General features: G+C 35.5%; 13 protein-coding genes. 12 read left to right on the top strand and 1 reads right to left on the bottom strand.

Features of this window, described 5'->3' with window-relative positions:
* Positions 1-212: 212 nt before the first annotated feature.
* From ACJJVP_RS12935 to ACJJVP_RS12910, 6 genes are all read left to right on the top strand, one after another.
* Entirely contained in the window at positions 213-1,985 is a 1,773-nt protein-coding gene (locus tag ACJJVP_RS12935) for an AMP-dependent synthetase/ligase (RefSeq protein ID WP_405414204.1), read from the top strand.
* 278 nt (positions 1,986-2,263) lie between these two features.
* Positions 2,264-2,695 carry a MarR family winged helix-turn-helix transcriptional regulator gene (locus ACJJVP_RS12930; protein WP_405414203.1) on the top strand — a complete coding sequence of 144 codons (432 nt, stop codon included), beginning with the start codon at positions 2,264-2,266 and terminating at the stop codon, positions 2,693-2,695.
* A gap of 33 nt (positions 2,696-2,728) precedes the next feature.
* Entirely contained in the window at positions 2,729-5,134 is a 2,406-nt protein-coding gene (locus ACJJVP_RS12925) for a 3-hydroxyacyl-CoA dehydrogenase NAD-binding domain-containing protein (RefSeq protein WP_405414202.1), read from the top strand.
* Positions 5,135-5,238: 104 nt separating this feature from the next.
* Positions 5,239-6,429: an acetyl-CoA C-acyltransferase gene (locus ACJJVP_RS12920; RefSeq protein ID WP_405414200.1), complete on the top strand. Its 1,191-nt coding sequence runs from the start codon at positions 5,239-5,241 to the stop codon at positions 6,427-6,429.
* A gap of 70 nt (positions 6,430-6,499) precedes the next feature.
* A complete protein-coding gene (locus ACJJVP_RS12915) occupies positions 6,500-8,311 on the top strand; it encodes an acyl-CoA dehydrogenase family protein (protein WP_405414199.1) in 1,812 nt (603 codons plus the stop codon).
* A 102-nt stretch (positions 8,312-8,413) separates the two neighbouring features.
* A complete protein-coding gene (locus ACJJVP_RS12910; RefSeq protein ID WP_405414198.1) occupies positions 8,414-9,838 on the top strand; it encodes a pyridoxal phosphate-dependent decarboxylase family protein in 1,425 nt (474 codons plus the stop codon).
* Here the strand turns inward: ACJJVP_RS12910 and ACJJVP_RS12905 are convergent, their stop codons facing one another.
* Entirely contained in the window at positions 9,839-11,641 is a 1,803-nt protein-coding gene (locus tag ACJJVP_RS12905) for a glycoside hydrolase family 15 protein (protein WP_405414197.1), read from the bottom strand. It abuts the gene before it with no gap.
* A 103-nt stretch (positions 11,642-11,744) separates the two neighbouring features.
* Here ACJJVP_RS12905 and ACJJVP_RS12900 point away from each other — a divergent pair, with 103 nt between their 5' ends.
* The 6 genes from ACJJVP_RS12900 (at position 11,745) to ACJJVP_RS12875 (ending at position 20,214) form a co-directional block, all read left to right on the top strand.
* Complete coding sequence (locus ACJJVP_RS12900) at positions 11,745-13,958, top strand: bifunctional alpha,alpha-trehalose-phosphate synthase (UDP-forming)/trehalose-phosphatase (protein WP_405414196.1); 2,214 nt, start codon at positions 11,745-11,747, stop codon at positions 13,956-13,958.
* Between the two features lie 59 nt (positions 13,959-14,017).
* Positions 14,018-15,184, top strand: coding sequence for a nitrate/nitrite transporter (locus ACJJVP_RS12895; RefSeq protein ID WP_405414194.1), 1,167 nt, complete (start codon positions 14,018-14,020; stop codon positions 15,182-15,184).
* A gap of 102 nt (positions 15,185-15,286) precedes the next feature.
* Positions 15,287-16,618 carry a M28 family metallopeptidase gene (locus tag ACJJVP_RS12890; protein ID WP_405414193.1) on the top strand — a complete coding sequence of 444 codons (1,332 nt, stop codon included), beginning with the start codon at positions 15,287-15,289 and terminating at the stop codon, positions 16,616-16,618.
* Between the two features lie 18 nt (positions 16,619-16,636).
* Entirely contained in the window at positions 16,637-18,244 is a 1,608-nt protein-coding gene (locus ACJJVP_RS12885; protein WP_405414191.1) for a M1 family metallopeptidase, read from the top strand.
* Positions 18,245-18,349: 105 nt separating this feature from the next.
* Entirely contained in the window at positions 18,350-19,465 is a 1,116-nt protein-coding gene (locus ACJJVP_RS12880) for a DUF2914 domain-containing protein (protein WP_405414189.1), read from the top strand.
* A gap of 143 nt (positions 19,466-19,608) precedes the next feature.
* Complete coding sequence (locus ACJJVP_RS12875) at positions 19,609-20,214, top strand: YkgJ family cysteine cluster protein (RefSeq protein WP_405414188.1); 606 nt, start codon at positions 19,609-19,611, stop codon at positions 20,212-20,214.
* Positions 20,215-20,236: the final 22 nt, after the last annotated feature.

Raw genomic sequence — 20,236 nt, 5'->3', positions numbered from 1 at the left:
CAAATAAATTAAAGAATTTTCTTACAAATAAGTAAGATGTATACATAACACGTTCAAATACAATTTATTGTAGACCAATGGTTAAAATAGATGACCTACAAGATTCCGCCCTGCAATTAAGGATATAGTAACAAGATGCCAGTTTATTTAACAATACAATTTTAAAATGTGGAGTTCTTTCACTATTTTGCAATACCTATTAGAAATTAAGTATGCAACAAGTTACCCGTCTCTTTGACTTTCCATATTATCAGCTAGAAAAGCATGCCTTAAAAGAGGCTTTGGTGTCAAAAAAAAATGGAGAGTGGATTAAAACATCTACTCAAGAATATATAGATCAAGCTAATGCTATTAGTCGTGGACTTTTACGTTTAGGCGTGAAACCTAATGACAAAATTGCTGTAATATCACTAACCAATAGAACGGAATGGAATATAATGGATATTGGTATTCTTCAATTGGGAGCACAAAATGTACCAGTTTACCCAACCATATCTGAAGATGATTACGCTTATGTACTCAATCATTCTGAAGCAAAATTCTGTTTTGTTTCTTGTGGAGAGGTTTATGAAAAAGTAACTTTAATTCAAGATCAGGTAAAGAGTTTAGAAAATGTTTACTCTTTCGATGAGCTTTCCAATTGCGAAAATTGGAATAAAGTTTTAGAATTAGGCGCTGATAATAGTAACCAAACGGAAGTTGAAAAATTAAAAGACTCTGTTTTACCGACTGATTTAGCGACATTAATTTATACTTCAGGCACAACTGGTAGACCTAAAGGTGTTATGCTGTCTCATGATAACCTCGTAAGCAATGCTATAGAGAGCTCTAAACGTTTTCCAATAGTTGATGGTAATACTAAAGCACTAAGTTTTTTACCACTATGTCATGTTTATGAGCGCATGCTTATTTATTTATACCAATTTAGAGGCGTAACTATATACTATGCTGAATCACTCGACAAAATAAGCGACAACTTAAAGGAAACTAGTCCACATGTTATGACAGCCGTTCCACGACTGCTAGAAAAAGTTTATGATAAAATATATGCCAAAGGAGCTGAGCTTACAGGAATCAAAAAGAAACTATTTTTTTGGGCTGTTGAACTTGGTCTTAAATATGAACCTTACAGGCAAAATGGTTGGTGGTACGAAACCCAACTATCAATTGCCAGAAAATTAATTTTTAGTAAATGGAAAGAAGGGCTAGGTGGTAATCTAAGCTTAATTGCATCGGGTAGCGCTGCATTACAACCTAGATTATCAAGAATATTCAATGCTGCAGAATTTGGATTAATGGAAGGTTATGGACTATCAGAAACTTCACCCGTTATTTCTGTTAATGACATGCGCGATGGCGGTTTTAAGATTGGAACTGTAGGTAAACCTATAGATCGTACTGATGTTAAAATTGCTTCTGACGGAGAAATTTGCATAAAAGGACCGCAAGTAATGCTTGGCTACTATAAAGATGAAGAAAAAACAAAAGAGGTAATTGTTGATGGCTACTTCTTAACTGGCGATATAGGAGAATTAGACAGTGAGGGATTCTTAAAAATTACTGATCGTAAAAAAGAAATGTTTAAAACTTCTGGTGGTAAATATGTCGCCCCACAATTGCTAGAAAATAGGTTTAAACAGTCAAGATTTATAGAGCAAATTATGGTTGTTGGTGAAGGCGAAAAAATGCCTTCTGCATTAATTCAACCAGATTTTGATTTTTTACAGGCATGGGCATCCAAGCATAATATTGATATTGCTGACAATGCTAATATTATTAAGAATGAAAAAATATTAGCGCGCATTCAACAAGAAATCGATAGTGCCAACGAAAAATTCGCCAAATGGGAAAAGGTTAAGCAATTTAGACTTACGCCAGACTCATGGAGTATAGAGGGTGGGCATCTTACACCAACTATGAAATTGAAAAGAAAAATTATAAAGCAAAAATATATTGATCTTTATAATGATATATATGAGCATTAATAAGTAAGATTAAAGCAAAAAAAGAATTTAGATTACGAGCACCGAAAAATAATCCTAAAAAGTTATTGGTTCGGTGCTTTTTTATTTCTCTCTACTCCTATAATTTTTCAATTAAAAATTGAACCATTACAAGATAATCTACCTAATCAACTTAAAATGATCGATACTTATTAATATTTCTAAAAGGTTTTACTAAAACTTTTCAGCCGCAAATTTTACATTAATTTATTATGCATGCATAATAAATTTTCTTATATTTGAGAACCAACTTACAGAGTATGAAAGAAGCAACTATAGATTATGCGTTGAGAGCTACATGGCAAGCGGTAGCTAGAATGTATAATGAAGAAGCAAAGAATTTTGATTCTACTATGGCTGTTGGCTTTACATTATTAAGCATTGATCCAAAAACGGGTACACCTTCTACTTCATTAGGTCCTAAAATGGGAATGGAGGCTACTAGCCTCTCTAGGATTTTAAAAAGCATGGAGCAAAAAGGTCTTATATTAAGAAAACCAAACCCTAATGATGGTAGAGGCGTTCTTATTTATTTAACCGATTATGGATTAGAAAAAAGAACCGACTCAAAAAATACAGTTCTTAGATTTAATGAAGCAGTTAAAGACGAGGTTTCGGATGAAAAATTATCTCACTTTTTTGAAGTAACGGATACCATTAATAAATTAATTGCAGACAAAAAATTATTTTAATTCAACTTATCAAATTAATACAGCATAAATTACATGAACAAGCACATTAAAAAAGTAGCGGTCATTGGTTCAGGAATAATGGGTAGCGGTATTGCCTGTCATTTTGCAAATATTGGCGTAGAGGTTTTATTGTTAGATATTGTTCCTAGAGAACTGAATGACAAGGAAAAAGCTAAAGGTTTAACCCTACAAGACAAGGTAGTTCGCAATAGAATGGTAAACGATTCTTTGGCGGCAGCACTGAAATCAAAACCTTCACCAATTTATCATCAAAAATTCGCTAGCCGTATTACTACCGGCAATATGGAAGATGATATTGCAAAGGTATCTAAAGTAGATTGGATTATTGAGGTTGTTGTTGAACGTTTGGATATTAAAAAACAAGTGTTCGAGAACCTAGAGAAGTACCGTACACCTGGTACACTTATAACTTCTAATACTTCTGGTATTCCTATCAAATTTATGTCTGAAGGCAGAAGTGATGATTTTCAAAAACATTTCTGTGGAACTCACTTTTTTAACCCTGCACGTTACCTAAAACTATTTGAAATCATTCCTGGTCCAAAAACAGATGCTGATGTATTAAGTTTTTTAAATGGATACGGTGAAAAGTTCTTAGGTAAGACTTCTGTTGTTGCCAAGGATACTCCTGCATTTATAGGTAATAGAATAGGAATATTCAGTATTCAAAGTCTTTTCCATATGGTAAAAAATATGGATATGACCGTTGAAGAAGTTGATAAACTTACCGGTCCTGTAATTGGTAGACCAAAATCTGCTACATTCAGAACTGTTGATGTTGTAGGTCTAGATACCCTGGTACACGTCGCCAACGGCATTTATGGTAATTGTAAAGACGATGAACGTCACGATTTATTTAAACTACCTGGTTTCATTAATACCATGATGGAAAATAAATGGTTAGGTAGTAAAACGGGGCAGGGTTTTTATAAGAAATCGAGAGATGCAAAAGGTAAAACCGAAATATTGACGCTTGATTTAGATACGATGGATTATCGTGCTAAAAAAAGTGCAAAATTCGCTACTTTAGAATTAACAAAAACTATTGATAAAGTAGTTGATCGTTTTGCTGTTCTAGTTGGCGGAAAAGATAAAGCAGGTGAATTCTATCGCAAAAGCTTCGGGCAGTTATTTGCCTACGTATCACATAGAATACCTGAAATTACGGATGAACTATACAAGATAGATGACGCTATGAAAGCTGGTTTTGGTTGGGAACATGGTCCTTTCCAAATTTGGGATGCCGTTGGCCTAGACAAAGGTCTCGAGTTTATTAAAGCAGAAGGTTTAGAAGCTGCCGCCTGGGTTCAAGAGATGAAATCTATTGGTAAAGATTCTTTCTACTCCATAAAAGAAGGAAGTACCTATTTTTATGATGTTCCGAAAAAATCTATGGGAAAAATTCCTGGACAAGATTCGTTTATCATTTTAGATAATATTAGAAAGTCTAAAGAAGTATTTAAAAATAGTGGTGTTGTTGTTGAAGATTTAGGTGATGGAATTTTAAATGTAGAATTTCAATCAAAAATGAATACTATTGGCGGTGACGTTTTAGCAGGACTAAATAAAGCAATCGACATCGCTGAGAAAGATTATCAAGGTTTGGTTGTCGGCAACCAAGCAGCGAATTTCTCTGTTGGTGCAAATATCGGCATGATTTTCATGATGGCTGTTGAACAAGAATATGATGAGCTCAACATGGCAATTAAAATGTTTCAAGATACCATGATGCGCATGCGCTATTCATCAATACCAACGGTATCTGCTCCTCACGGCATGACATTAGGTGGCGGCTGTGAATTATCGTTGCATGCAGATATGGTTGTTGCTGCGGCAGAAACGTATATTGGACTGGTAGAATTTGGTGTTGGGGTTATACCTGGCGGTGGAGGCTCTAAAGAATTTGCTCTTCGTGCTCAAGACACTTTCAAAAAGAACGATGTTGAATTGAATGTTTTACAAGAATATTTCTTGACTATAGGTATGGCAAAAGTTTCTACCTCTGCTTATGAAGCCTTTGATCTAGGAATTTTACAAAAAGGTAAAGATGTTGTAGTCGTTAATAAAGATAGACAAATTGCAACTGCTAAAGCATATGCCAAACTAATGGCTGAACAAGGTTATACGCAACCACCTAAACGTACAGATATTAAGGTTTTAGGTAAGCAAGCCTTAGGTATGTTTTTAGTAGGAACAGATTCAATGGAAGCTAGTCACTATATAAGTGAACACGACAAGAAGATAGCCAATAAACTTGCCTATGTAATGGCTGGTGGTGATTTATCTGAACCAACTAGAGTTAACGAACAATACTTGTTGGATTTAGAAAGAGAAGCTTTCCTTTCACTTTGTACAGAAAGAAAGACTCTAGAGAGAATTCAACACATGTTGAAAACCGGAAAACCGTTACGTAATTAATTTACGAAGCTATTTGCCATTGACCTTTGGTTACATGGTATTCTTAACTTAACAACAATTAAATGCTAGAAGCCAAAAGCTTATAGCCAAAAGCAAGATTAGAAATGAAAACAGCATATATAGTTAAAGCATATAGAACTGCGGTAGGAAAAGCTCCAAAAGGTGTCTTCCGTTTTAAACGTACCGATGAATTAGCAGCGGAAACCATTCAGCACATGATGAAAGAACTGCCTGATTTAGACAAGAAAAGAATCGACGACGTTATTGTTGGTAATGCAATGCCAGAAGGTTCTCAAGGTTTGAACATGGCCCGTCTTATATCTTTGATGGGGCTTGATATTGTAGATGTTCCTGGTGTTACTGTTAACAGATTCTGTTCTTCGGGTATTGAAACTATTGGTATCGCAACGGCAAAAATTCAATCTGGCATGGCCGATTGTATTATTGCAGGTGGTGCCGAAAGTATGAGTTCTGTACCTATGACAGGTTATAAAACTGAGTTAAACTATGACGTCGTTAAAGCTGGTCATGAAGATTACTACTGGGGAATGGGAAATACCGCAGAAGCAGTAGCCAATGAGTTTAAAGTATCTCGTGAAGATCAAGATGAGTTTGCTTATAATTCTCATATGAAAGCTCTTCGCGCTCAGGCAGAAGACCGTTTTCAAGATCAAATAGTTCCTATTGAAGTAGATCAAACTTATATAGATGCTGATGGTAAAAAAGCTACTAAAAAATATACCGTAACTAAAGATGAAGGACCAAGAGCAGGAACTTCAACAGCTGTTTTAAATAAATTAAGACCTGTATTTGCCGCCGGTGGTAGTGTAACTGCAGGTAATTCGTCTCAAATGAGTGATGGTGCAGCTTTTGTAATGATTATGAGCGAAGATATGGTGAAAGAATTAAATCTTGAACCTATCGCACGACTTGTAAATTATGCAGCTGCCGGTGTACCTCCTAGAATTATGGGTATCGGTCCGGTTGCCGCAATTCCGAAAGCATTAAAGCAAGCAGGATTAAAACAAGATGACATCAAACTTATAGAATTAAATGAGGCTTTCGCATCTCAATCATTAGCAGTAATGAGAGAATTAAATCTTAATCAAGATATCGTCAATGTAAATGGAGGTGCCATTGCTTTGGGTCATCCATTGGGTTGTACAGGTGCAAAATTATCAGTTCAACTTTTTGACGAAATGAGAAAGCAAGACATGCAAGGTCAATACGGTATGGTTACCATGTGTGTTGGTACCGGACAAGGTGCCGCAGGGATTTTTGAATTTTTAAAATAACTAATTTATATGTTGGTATTAAGGTATCTACCTAATACTAAATACTTTAGACTAAATACTATTTAACAACATGAGTACAGATACAGCAAATAAAGATATTCTAAGAGGAGGACAGTTCCTTGTCAAAGAAACCAGTTGTGAAGATGTTTTCACATTAGAAGATTTGAATGAAGAGCAACGCATGATGCGTGATAGTACCAAAGAATTCGTAGATAGGGAACTTTGGGCACACTGGGAACGTTTTGAAAATAAAGACTACGCCTATACAGAAGAAACTATGCGTAAAGCAGGTGAACTCGGTCTATTAAGTGTTGCTGTACCAGAATCATATGGTGGTATGGGAATGGGATTTGTTTCTACCATGCTTGTATGTGATTATATTTCTGGTGCTACAGGTTCTTTTAGTACGGCTTTCGGTGCGCATACAGGTATTGGAACTATGCCCATTACCCTATATGGTACCGAAGAACAAAAACAAAAATACGTTCCTAAATTAGCTTCTGGAGAATGGTTTGGTGCTTACTGTTTAACTGAACCAGGAGCTGGTTCTGATGCCAATTCTGGCAAGACTAAAGCTGTTCTTTCAGAAGATGGAAAATCTTACAATATTAGTGGACAGAAAATGTGGATATCAAATGCAGGTTTCTGTAATGTATTCATCGTTTTTGCCCGCATTGAAGATGATAAAAATATAACTGGCTTCATAGTTGAAAACGACCCAAGTAACGGGATTACGCTTGGTGATGAAGAAAAAAAATTGGGTATTCATTCTTCTTCTACACGTCAAGTATTTTTTAACGACACTAAAGTTTCAGTTGAAAACATGTTATCTACTAGAGGTAACGGATTTAAAATTGCAATGAATGCATTGAATGTTGGTCGTATTAAATTAGCGGCCGCCTGTTTAGATGCTCAACGTAGAGTAATTGGTGAGGCTACTAAATATGCTAACGAACGTATTCAGTTTAAAACTCCGATTATGAACTTCGGTGCAATTAAATCTAAGATTGCCGAAATGGCCACTAGCGTTTATGTAGATGAATCTGCAAGTTATCGTGCAGCAAAAAACATCGAAGATCGCATCGCAATTCGTGAAGCAGAAGGTAATACTCACCAAGAAGCAGAATTAAAAGGTGTTGAAGAATATGCTATTGAGTGTTCTATTCTTAAAGTAGCCGTTTCTGAGGATTGTCAAAATACTACAGATGAAGGAATTCAGATTTTCGGTGGTATGGGCTTTAGTGCAGATACCCCTATGGAGTCTGCCTGGAGAGATTCTAGAATTGCACGTATTTATGAAGGTACGAACGAAATCAACAGAATGTTAGCTGTAGGTATGCTTGTAAAAAAAGCTATGAAAGGACATGTTGACCTATTAGGTCCTGCAACTGCTGTTGGCGAAGAGTTAATGGGAATTCCTTCTTTTGATGCTCCAGATTTTTCAGAATTATTTGCTGAAGAAAAAGATATTTTAAAAAGATTAAAAAAGGTGTTTCTAATGGTTGCTGGTTCTGCCGTTCAGAAATACGGACCTGAATTGGAAAACCATCAACAATTAATGTTGGCGGCATCTGATATTCTTATTGAAGTATACATGGCAGAATCCGCTTTATTACGTACAGAGAAAAATGCAAAACGTTTTGGCGAAGAAGCACAAGCTACACAAATAGCTATGTCTAGATTATATTTGTTCAATGCTACTGAAACCATCATTAATAAAGGAAAAGAAGCCATTGTTTCTTTTGCTGAAGGTGATGAACAAAGAATGATGTTAATGGGACTTAAACGTTTTACGAAATATACAAACTACCCTAATATAGTTGCCTTACGCACACAAATTGCCGATAAGGTTGCTGTAGATAACGGTTATACGTTTGACTAATTCAGAGTACCTTTTGTTGTTTGGTAACTTGAATATTAAACCGCCCCAATTTGGGCGGTTTTTTTGTTTGTCTAACATGCTAATAGCAATTACTTTTATACCATGTTTAAAAAATTACTAGAACAAGTTTATTCAACTTCTGATTTTAATTCTAATGGTCATCTTTTAATTGACCAACTGACTTCACATTTAGAGGATAAGCTAAATGTATCTTCCCGTAATGCTATTAATTGGAACAATCCTGAAAAGGAATTAGAATTCTGGAAAGATTTTTTATCTAATGGAGATAGTAATGATTTGTTCAAAGAAATCACCAATAGAACCACACATATACATCACCCTCATTACATTGGTCATCAAGTGAGTCCGCCTGCGCCAATCACAGCATTAACTAGTTTAATAAGTTCCTTAATAAACAACGGAACTGCTGTTTATGAGATGGGAATGAGTTCGAATGCTATTGAACGAATTATTTTAGAGCTTCTTTGCAACAAAATCGGTTTTGATAATTTTTCTGGTGGATTTTTAACCTCGGGGGGAACCTTAGCAAACCTAACTGCATTGTTAAGTGCTAGAAAAGCCATTACAAAGCAAGATATATGGAATGAAGGCAATCAAAATCAATTGGGAATTATGGTGAGCGAAGAAGCCCATTACTGCGTTGATCGTGCCGCTAGAATCATGGGTTTAGGCGAACAAGGTATTATTAAAGTACCTGTTACAAAAGGCTTTAACATGGATACCGATGTTCTAGAAACCAAACTTAAAGAAGCAATTGAAAATGGAATTGAAGTATTTGCCATTGTTGGTAGTGCACCTTCCACTGCAACTGGAATATTCGATAATCTTGAAACAATAGGTGAGTTTGCTAAAAAACATCATATCTGGTTCCATGTGGATGGTGCCCATGGTGGAGCGGGAATTTTTTCTAAAAAATATAAGTATACCCTTAAAGGTATTGAACTAGCAGATTCTGTTGTTATTGATGGGCATAAAATGCTGATGATGCCGGCATTGACCACTGCCCTACTCTTTAAAAACGAGATTAACGCGAAAACTACTTTTAGTCAAAAAGCAGATTACCTATTATCTGACTCTGAACATGAAGATTGGTACAACTCTGGTAAACGCACGTTTGAATGTACCAAAAACATGATGGGTATTCACTGGTTTACACTCATAAAACTATACGGAGAAGAAGTCTTTGACGCCAATGTCACCCATCTTTATGATATGGGTGTACTATTTGCAAATTTAATTGAACAAGAGCCAAATTTTGAATTAGCACTGCGACCAATGTCCAACATAGTATGTTTTAGATACTGCTCGCCAAATTCAGATACAGAAAGCCTAAACTCCTTAAATATAAAAATTCGCCAATTTCTTTTAGAAGATGGCGAATTTTATATTGTACAAACGAAGTTAAAAGGAATACACTATTTACGTATTACCGTTATGAATCCCTTTACGACCGAGCAACATTTTAAAGCCCTAATCAATAAAATCAAGGCTTTTGTAATCAGATGATTATTCCCTCAAAGACTCTAGCATTTGGTCTTCACTTTCTTTTTTAGAAAAGTTAATTGCACACTCTATTAAAGCTAAATGCGAATAGGCTTGAGGAAAGTTTCCTAATAATCTCTTTGTCTTAAAATCAATATCTTCACTAAAGAGACCTAAATGATTACTATAACTCAATAATCGTTCAAAATACTCTTGTGCTTTCTTACGTTCCCCTATTTTAAACAAGCTATTTATATACCAAAACGTACAAACTGTAAATGATGATGATGGCAATCCAAAATCATCTTCATTTTTATATCGATACAACAATCCGTCATTATTTAAATCTTTACCAATAGCATGTACAGTACTAATATAACGTTGATCTTTGGCATTTACACAACCGTAAGATTCCATCAATAAAACTGAGGCATCTAGCTCTTTAGACCCGTAAGATTGAGTGTATGCACCAACTTCTTCGTTCCATGCATTATCATAAATATCTTTCCAAATCTCTGCCCTTATAGGCTCCCATTTTTCAATTTTATGTTTTTTATCTAGCATTTCCGCAACCTTAATGGCCCGGTCTAATGCTGTCCAACAAAGAACTTTTGAAAACGTAAAATGCCTATCTTCTGTTCGAAACTCCCAAATACCTTTATCGGCATCCTTCCAGTTGTTACTTACAATCCAAACAATTCCTTTTGTAATCGCCCAAAGGTCTTCACCATTTTCTATATCGATGCTGAATTTTACCATTTGTTCGTAAATGACATCCATCAATATACCGTAGATATCATTCTGTTTTTGATGATATGCAGCATTACCAATACGAACTGGCTTAGAACCTTTATAACCCGATAAATGTTCTAGGGTTTCTTCAGTCAATTTTTTCTCTTTATTAATACCATACATAATTTGCAGTTTCTCTGCCTTATCTGGTATTAAGTCAATAATGAACTGTAAATAGCGTCTTGCAACATTTTTATGCCCCAATTCAGATACGACTTTAATCACCATAGAAGCATCACGAATCCAACAGAAACGATAATCCCAATTACGCACTTCGCCAATGGTTTCTGGCAAGGATGTCGTTGCAGCTGCTAATACCGCACCCGTTTTATCATAACTTAAAAGCTTCAATGTCAATGCACTTCTAGAAATTTCCTCATTATATTTCTTATAGGTCGGGGTAAGATTAGACCAGTTCAACCAATATACTTTTGTATTCTGTAAATCTAAATAGGCTCTTTCTGTGGTAGGCAATAATAACTTTTCGTTGTAACCCATCAGCATAAACTCATCTTGAGTAAGCTCTACTTCTACACTATTTACAACAGATTCCTTATCAAAAGAGGTATATAAGAATACCGTATCAAATTTTACATCGTGGGTTAAACTAGCTATAAAGTCTTTTTTAATAAAAGTTTCTGTCGTTCCCATTGCATACTCTAACTTTGGATCATACAGTATCGAAAAACATGGTTTACCAGATATATGCTTAAAATATCGAACCAATTCTGGCGGAGAATGATATTTTTTCTCTTCCTTTCGATATCTTGGCATAAAATCATGAATTTCAAAATGATTGCTACCTGACTTAAAAGATGTAATCAAAATACTAGTGTATTGTTCGTATTTCTGAGTGATTTCATAACTATCATCAACATTTATTTCAAAACTACCTCCGATTTTTTCATCTAAAAGTTTAGCAAATACTGACGGGCTATCGAATTCTGGCAAGCAACACCAATCTATTCCTCCTGTCTTTGATATTAATGCTGCGCTTCTGCAATTCCCTATTATTCCGTAGTCTAAATTATCCATTCAATAAATTTCTTGATTCATTTGAGGTTTCAATTGCTATTACCCTCCTTTTTCCCGAAATTTAGAGAAATAATTATCAAGAAGAAGCAAAAAATTCTCTTTTATGGCTAAAACTATCATTATCTCAAATAGACTCCCTGTACAATTACAAATTAGCAATGGAGACATTACAGCAGTGCCAAGTGTAGGTGGGTTGGCTACAGGAATGAAATCTGTACACTCTGGCGGCGACAGTCTTTGGATCGGTTGGAGCGGATTGACAGATGAGGAGATACCAGAAGAATTAATACCAAAAATTGATAATGCACTAGCAGAACATGGTTCGTCTAAAGTAAACCTAACAGAAAAAGAAGTAGATGGTTTTTATTATGGATTCAGCAATAGAACCATATGGCCACTATTTCACTACTTCTTAGAGTATTCTGAATTTGAGCTTGAAAGCTGGGAAATTTATAAAGCAGTGAATCAAAAATTTGCCGATGCCATTCTTGAAAAAGCTAATAATGAGGATACCATATGGATTCATGACTATCAGTTAATGCTAGTACCACAAATGGTTCGTGCCGAGAGACCAGATATTTCTATTGGATTCTTTTTACACATTCCATTTCCATCCTATGAAATATTCAGAACACTGCCATGGAGACGCGAGGTCTTACAAGGCTTGTTAGGTTCAGATTTAATAGGTTTTCATACTTATGATTATGAGCGTCATTTTTTAAGTTCTGTTCGAAGATTATTAGGCTTAGAGGTAAGTTTTAATGATATTTATTTAGAGGATAGAGTAATAAAGGTCGACTCTTTTCCTATGGGAATCGATTATAAAAAATTCAGTGAAGCGGCCAAAGAGCATTCTACACGTACCGAAGACGAAAAATCTGAATTACAAAAAAGACTGGATACCCATAAAAAATCTGCCCCAGATGCAAAGTTCTTTTTATCTATTGATAGATTAGATTACACCAAGGGTATAGCAAAAAGATTAAATGCTTTTGAATATTTCCTTAATAAATACCCCCAGTATAAAGAGAAGGTTAGACTTATTATTCTTGCTGTACCATCGAGATCAAACGTACCGCAATATCAATTACTAAAACGTGAGGTCGATGAGTTGGTTGGTCGTATCAATGGCGAGTTATCTACAGTAAGTTGGACCCCTATTTGGTATTTTTATAGATCAATGCCTTTTGAGAACTTAATAGATCTTTATACTTCATCTGATATTGCTTGGTTAACACCAATACGCGACGGAATGAATTTGGTTGCCAAAGAATATATAGCCACTAGAACAGATAAGACAGGAGTCTTAATTCTTAGTGAAATGGCCGGCTCTGCTAATGAAATGAATGAGTCGCTATTAATCAATCCTAATAATTTTGAGCAAATAGCTGATTCGCTATATGAAGCAATCAATATGCCCAAAGAAGAACAAATTTCAAGAAATACTTTATTACAAAAAAGGTTGGAACGCTATAATGTGGAAAAATGGGCAAATGATTTTATGAATTCACTAGTAGGACAAAAAGAAAAAGACCAAACCTATAAGTCTAAGAAATTATCGATAGATCTTATGAATACGGTAATGGATAAATACAATAAAGCCAATAGAAGATTAGTATTTTTAGATTATGACGGCACATTGGCAGGTTTTCATACCGATCCTCAAAAGGCATCTCCTGACGAAGAATTGTATAAGTTATTAGACGAAATATCATCTCAACCGAATACTGATATGTATTTAATTAGTGGTCGTGATAAAGAAACATTTACCAAATGGTTCTTACCTAAAAAATATAACATGATCGTTGAGCATGGGGTATGGATATCTCAGGGAGGTGAAGAATTTAGAATGTTAGAAACGGTCAAAAAAGACTGGATGGAAAAAATATTACCTGTTCTAGAATCATTTGTAGACCGCACACCAGGTAGTTTTATTGAAGAAAAAAATTACTCTTTAGCATGGCATTACAGAAAAACAGATCCTGACTTTGGCCAAAAGCGTTCAGTTGAACTAAATACTGTACTTACAAGTCTAATTGCCAATGACGACTTGAGCGTTTTAAATGGTAATAAAGTAATGGAAATAAAAAGTAGTAATGTAAATAAAGGTCGAGCCTCTATGCGTGTTTACACCGAAAACGAATATGATTTTGTTTTTGCCATAGGTGATGACTGGACAGATGAATTCATGTTTCAAGAGCTTCCAGAAGATGCTATTACGGTAAAAGTAGGGCGCCAAAAAACACAAGCGAGATACTTTGTTGATAATACAAAAAATGTTCGTGCAATTTTAAAGAGATTTTCCGACAAAAGATAGGTTAACCAACCAGATTCTAATTTTCAATGATTTAGAATCTGGTTTAATCTTGTTTTCTATTGAAGCAAAAATCTCACATTCTTCCAGTTATTATACTCTCCCAATTTGCAAGTACTTCAACTTGGTTTGCCGGTAATGCCATAATAGAATCTCTAACCAAACAATTAGATTTTGGTCCTGATATTGTAAGCTACGTAATTTCTTCAGTTCAATTAGGCTTTATTATTGGCACTCTATTATTTGGAGTTTTGATGATTGCAGATCGGTTTTCTCCTTCAAAAATATTTATGTTATGTGCTTTATTAGCCTCTCTTTCTAATTTGGCTCTGATATACCCTCAATTACAAGAAAGCACTTTACTCATGGCTCGGTTTAGTACAGGTTTCTTTTTAGCTGGTATTTATCCTGTTGGAATGAAAATCGCTGCAGATTATTATAAAAAAGGTTTAGGTAAAGCACTAGGCTACCTTGTAGGAGCCTTAGTTTTAGGTACAGCTTTTCCTTTTTTAATTAAAGGTACTCCATGGGCAAACGATGCAGAAAATGTTATTCTGCTTACTTCTGGAATTACAGCCTTGGGTGGATTAATACTCTTTCTTTTGGTTCCAAACGGTCCACATAGAATTGCTAGCTCCAATTTAAAACTAGGCGCGGGTCCTAAGCTTTTTAAAAACTTTGTATTTAGAAAAGCTGCCTTTGGTTATTTCGGTCACATGTGGGAGTTGTATGCTTTTTGGGCATTTACACCAATTGCCATTCAATGGTTTGCACTAAAGTCAAACAGCGATATTTCAGTATCACTTTGGTCTGGTATCGTAATTGCTCTTGGCGGACTATCGTGTGCATTTGGCGGTATACTTTCTCACCGCATAGGTAGCAAAAAAGTTGCACTAATTGCTTTAATATCATCAGGGCTGCTCTGTTTAATTTCTCCATTATTATTTTCACTTCCCGTATACTTATTCTTAACGGGTTGGTGTCTATGGGGAATTGCTGTTACGGCAGATTCACCTCAATTTTCAAATCTCGTTGCATCGGCTGTAGCCCCCGAATTAAAAGGAACAGCACTTACCTTAGTAAACTGTTTCGGTTTTATTATAACAATAATCAGTATTCAACTTCTAGGATCACTTCAATCGATCATTCCTATAACTCTTTTATTTATCCCTTTAGCTATTGGTCCGGTGTTAGGAGTATACTATTTACTGGCAAAAAAGAATAACTAATGCCTACACACTTTGTTTATGATAATTATGGTCAGCCCTATATATTTTACTTAAATTTAGAAACCGATTACCTATACAAACATTACTCACCAAAAACTTGCAATGAAAAAGTTATTATTACTCACTCTATTAACCTCAGCTATTACGCTTACAGCGCAAACAGATCAACGTATTTATGATATTATCGATGCCGTTTCTGCTGAGCGTATTGAAAACGACGTTACCAAACTTGCCAATTTTGGAACCAGACATACTTTAAGTGACACTGTCTCAACAACCAGGGGAATTGGAGCTGCTAGGCGTTGGATCAAAGGTGAATTCGAAAAAACCTCTACTGAATGTCAAGGTTGCCTAAACGTTTTCTTTCAAAAAGATTTAGTCAAAAAAGGCGCAAACGATCGCATTGTAAAAGATGTGGAAGTAGTGAACGTTCTTGCCATACAAAAGGGAACAAAATACCCTAATCGCTATATTATTATGAGCGGTGATATTGATTCTCGCGTTAGCGACCCTACAAACTATACAGATGATTCGCCCGGCGCCAATGATAACGCCAGCGGTATGGCAGGTACTTTAGAAGCTGCTCGTGTACTGTCTAAATACAAATTTGAAAACAGTATCATTTATATGGGGTTATCTGGTGAAGAGCAAGGTCTCTTTGGTGGTAGCGGTATTGCCCAATACGCTAAAGACAAGGGCTGGGAGGTTATTGGAATATTTAATAATGATATGATCGGTAACATCAAAGGTGTGGATGGTACCATTAGTAATGTGGACTTTAGAATTTTCTCTGAGCCCGTACCACCTACTGAAACAGAAAAACAACGTAAAGCCAGGCGTTTTTACGGTGGCGAAGTCGATGGTGTATCTAGACAATTGGCACGCTATGTTCATAAAAATGTAAAGCAATACATGCCAGAAATGAACCCAATGATGATCTATCGTTTAGATCGCTTTGGTCGTGGTGGTCACCACAGACCCTTCAACGATGCTGGTTTCCCTGGTATTCGTATTATGGAAGCTCATGAAAACTATACACAACAGCACCAAGATATTCGTGTGGAAGATGGTATTGCCTATGGCGATGTTCTTGAACATGTAAATTTTGAGTATGCCGCAAAATTAACGGCTGTTAATGCTATAAACATGGCATCTATAGCTTGGGCCCCTCCTGCCCCTGAAACCGTTAAAATTGGCGGTATTGTTGAACCTGCAGCTAAATTTCAGTGGAGTAAAGTTGATGGTGCAAAAGGATATAAAATATACTGGAGAGATACGACATCCCCAACATGGGATTATAGCAGATATGTGGGCGATGTTTCTGAATTTGTTTTGGAAGGTATCGTTATCGATAACTTCTTCTTTGGAGTTTCTGCGGTTAGTGAAGACGGATTTGAGAGTCCGGTTGTTTTTCCTAACGGAATTTTCAGATAAACCAAAACCACGTAACTCATGAAAAAAATTATAGCTACACTAGCTTTAGGCATATGCTCTTTTTCACAGGCACAAACCTTTACCGAACAAGATACACTTAGAGGCAGTATTACCCCTGAACGTGAATGGTGGGATTTAAATTATTACCATTTGGATATTGACGTGAATCCTAATGATAAATTTATCAGCGGAAGCAATACCATTCGCTATAAGGTATTAGAACCTCATCAAGTATTACAAGTCGATCTACAACCGCCTTTAACTATTGAAAAAGTAACTCAAGATGGTGAAGAACTGGAAGTTGTACATCATATAAATGCTCATTTTATTCAACTTGTAAAACCCCAAAAAGAAGGCGATTTTAATGAAGTTGTTGTTACGTATTCGGGTCACCCAAAAGAAGCGGTGAGAGCCCCTTGGGATGGTGGATTTTCTTGGAAAAAAGATTCAAATGGCAAAGACTTTGTAGCTACCTCTTGCCAAGGTCTGGGCGCTAGTGTATGGTGGCCAAACAAAGACCATATGTATGACGAGGTTGACAGTATGTTAATCAGTGTAAAAGCTCCTAAGGGATTAAAGAACGTATCTAATGGTCGTCTTAGAAGTGTAGATAAAGAAACCAATACTTACAACTGGTTTGTTTCCAACCCTATTAATAATTATGGTGTTAATGTAAATATTGGGGATTACGTTCATTTTGGTGAAATATATCAAGGAGAAAAAGGTGCCCTCGATATGGATTATTATGTTTTAAAGGATAACCTAGAGAAAGCAGAAGAACATTTTAAGGATGCTCCCAAAATGATGAAAGCTTTTGAATATTGGTTTGGCCCCTACCCGTTCTATGAAGATTCTTTTAAGCTAGTTGAAGTACCATATTTAGGTATGGAACACCAAAGTTCGGTTACTTATGGCAATCAGTACAAAAAAGGTTATTTGGGTAGAGATTTATCCAATACGGGTTGGGGCCTAAAGTTCGATTTCATTATTATTCATGAAGCCGGTCATGAATGGTTTGCCAATAACATTACCTATAAAGATGCTGCAGACATGTGGGTCCATGAAGGGTTTACCTGTTATTCCGAAAGTTTATTCTTAGACTATCATTATGGTACTGAAGCTGCAAATGCCTATGTACAAGGTAGTAGAAACAACATCAGAAATGACAAACCGATTATTGGTATTTATAATGTAAACCATGAAGGCAGTGGCGATATGTATTATAAGGGTTCAAACATGCTACACACCTTACGCCAAATTGTAAATGATGATAGAAAATGGAGAACCATTTTACGCGGTCTCAATTCAGAGTTTTACCATAAAACGGTGACTACCGATGAGATTGAAAAGGTCATCGCCTTAGAAATGAAAAGAGATTTAAAACCTTTTTTTGATCAATATTTACGAACCACAAAAATTCCTGTTTTCGAGTATAAAGTGAAAGGCAAAAAGGTATCATATCGTTTTACAAATACTGTCGATGACTTCACTATCCCTTTAAGAATGTTCATCAATGACACTACAGTTTGGATAGAACCAACCACCGAATGGAAAACTGAGAAAGTAAAAGGCGACTTCAAATCATTACAAGTAGATCCAAATTTCTATGTTGAAATTAAAAATTAGATCATTGCATTTAACGTACTGATCTTTAACGTTCATGATATGTCAAATAAGGTCAAACTGAATTGTTAGATTCAATTATTTTAGCGTCGATAGTATAATGCCTTCATGAAAAAAACCCTTGTAAAATATAGAAATAGTGCCTTTAGAAGTTTTATTCGCAGGCATTCTAAATATGCACCTATATTGTTCTTTATTGGCGGATTTATCTTTGACACCCTAACCTTAGGTCGAATTGACCGTACCTATGACTTAACGGTATTATGTCTGCATATGATCTCATTATCGATTACGCTATATCTCTATAACCTAGTAGATGATAAAAAATGGAAAAATACCTTTCTAGAACGATACGAAGAGTACTTTCCGCTTGCCATTCAATTTTTTTTCGGAGGGCTATCTAGTGCCTATGTCATCTATTTTTCAAGAAGTGTTTCTTTATCCAAAACAGCATCGTTCTTTATCATTCTTGTTTTAATACTGATTGCAAATGAGTTTTTAAAAAAACGAATTTCAAACAAATACCTTCAATTTGGGGTTTACTACTTTATTAGCTTCACGTTTTTCACATTTATGATTCCTGTATTTTTAAAGGAACTGAATACTACAATTTTCTTGATTTCAGGAGCAGTCAGTCTAATTAGCACATTAATTCTTCTCACTATTATCTATGGTAAAAGCCCAAGTACCAGAAGGGAGATTAAACTGGGTAAAATGGTTTTTATCATCATTTCCATTTACGGTATTATTAACCTATTCTATTTCCTAAAATTGATTCCGCCCGTACCTTTGGCATTAGATAAAGGAATTGTGGCTCATGAAATCATTCAAAAAAACGGTAACTATGAAGTTACTTATGAGTCTGAGGAATCTTTAATTTTTTGGCGTAAACATAAACTAGAATTTAGTTATTCTCCAGACCAGCGTGTGTATATTTTTTCTTCCATTTTTGCGCCTACGGACTTAAAAAAATCTATTTTCCATAGATGGAGAAGGTATAATGCACAGACCAAAGAATGGGAAAACGTGGATGATATTGGTTACGATATTACTGGCGGCAGAGATGGTGGATTTAGAGGATATACTTATAAAACCAATGTTACACCTGGTGAATGGGAAGTACAAGTGCTTACCGAAGAAGAGCAAGTATTAGGTGTTATAGGCTTTGAAATAAAAACTAGAACCAATCAAAAATCTTTGCGACTAAAAACCTCAAAATTTTAAGACCTACACAGGAATTAATTTATTATTTTTTAGCACATTACCTATAACAACGCGATTTGTTTTTACCGGACACTATTAATAAATTTTTTAATTGTTTGGGGTAAGAAAACATAGACTACCTTCGCGCCACCTTAAACGTATAAGTGACAATATATCAAAAAGTTCAAGCGGTAGATCGTATTTTCAACCAATTGGATAAGGAGTTAGGCTCCTTTCAACAATCTACAGGACTTAGCTGTGTAGCCAATTGCGGTCTATGTTGTTTAAAACCGGACATCAATGCTACTGCATTAGAATTTTTACCACTAGCCTATCACCTTTTATTAAATGGCGAAACGGAAAAATGGTTAGACCTATTGCAAAATAATACTGAAGACAAACTTTGCCCTGTATTAAACAAGGTTATTGCTCCCGAGTCTAAGGGTTACTGCTCAGAATATGCACACCGCGGACTTATTTGTAGACTGTTTGGTTTTTCTGCTATGTTGCACAAAAACAATAAACCAATACTAGTTACTTGCAAACCTATTAAAGAACAAAAGACCGAAGCTTTTAATAATGCTAATGCTCATATTGCAGCTAATAAAAAATATCCACTTATCAGTAATTACTATATGCAGCTGCGCTCTATAGATGAATCTTTAGGAGAAGAATTGTTTCCAATAAGAATTGCAATAGAGAAAGCCATCCATGCCGTTTTAGCATATTACGCCTATAGAGAACTACCCAGCAAAGACAATATAGTTTAATGTAGATTACTTAAAAAAAGAT

The organism is Maribacter sp. Asnod1-A12, assembly GCF_045063735.1.
GTDB lineage: Bacteria > Bacteroidota > Bacteroidia > Flavobacteriales > Flavobacteriaceae > Maribacter.
This window is presented reverse-complemented; position numbering and strand designations above follow the sequence as displayed.